The organism is Rubrivivax albus (genome assembly GCF_004016515.1).
GTDB lineage: Bacteria > Pseudomonadota > Gammaproteobacteria > Burkholderiales > Burkholderiaceae_C > Rubrivivax > Rubrivivax albus.
On record NZ_SACT01000049.1, the window covers coordinates 1 to 473 of the forward strand.

1 protein-coding gene is annotated in these 473 nt (G+C 36.8%); it reads right to left on the minus strand.

Annotated elements, in window-relative coordinates:
* A partial coding sequence (locus ENE75_RS26050; RefSeq protein WP_199232418.1) for a hypothetical protein occupies positions 1-473 on the minus strand: 473 nt, incomplete at both ends.

Here is a 473-nt window from a genome sequence, read left to right on the forward strand (position 1 = left end):
TGCAAATGTTGATGGGTACGATAGCGTAAGTGTAAAAGAACTGAAATGAAAGAATGAGCTGTAAAGAGGAGCTTGTGATCCCCAGAAAAAAAGAGTTAAAATAAGAAGCAATAAAAAAGCCTTTGCATGATCTTTCTTTTCAGAAATAAACATGGTTGCCAATAAGTAAACTGCTGAGAAAAACAACAACAGGTTAGCGATCATGGCTAAGTTGAGTAACGTAGAAACCTGGATGCCGGTTAGTGAAATAATTGCACCGAGAAAAACAGAATAGGGCGAAAAAAAAGCATGTGGTACATCAACATTTAAAATTGGATGCCCAGGTTGTTGAAGATGTAATGATAATTCTTTTATTACAGCGTTATGTTCCCAGTAATCGCCTGTCCATTGCGACCGTTCAATGAAGAATAATTGCAACAGGAATAATAACCCACAAACAATGATCGAAGCGATTGCCCATGGATTAAAATGTT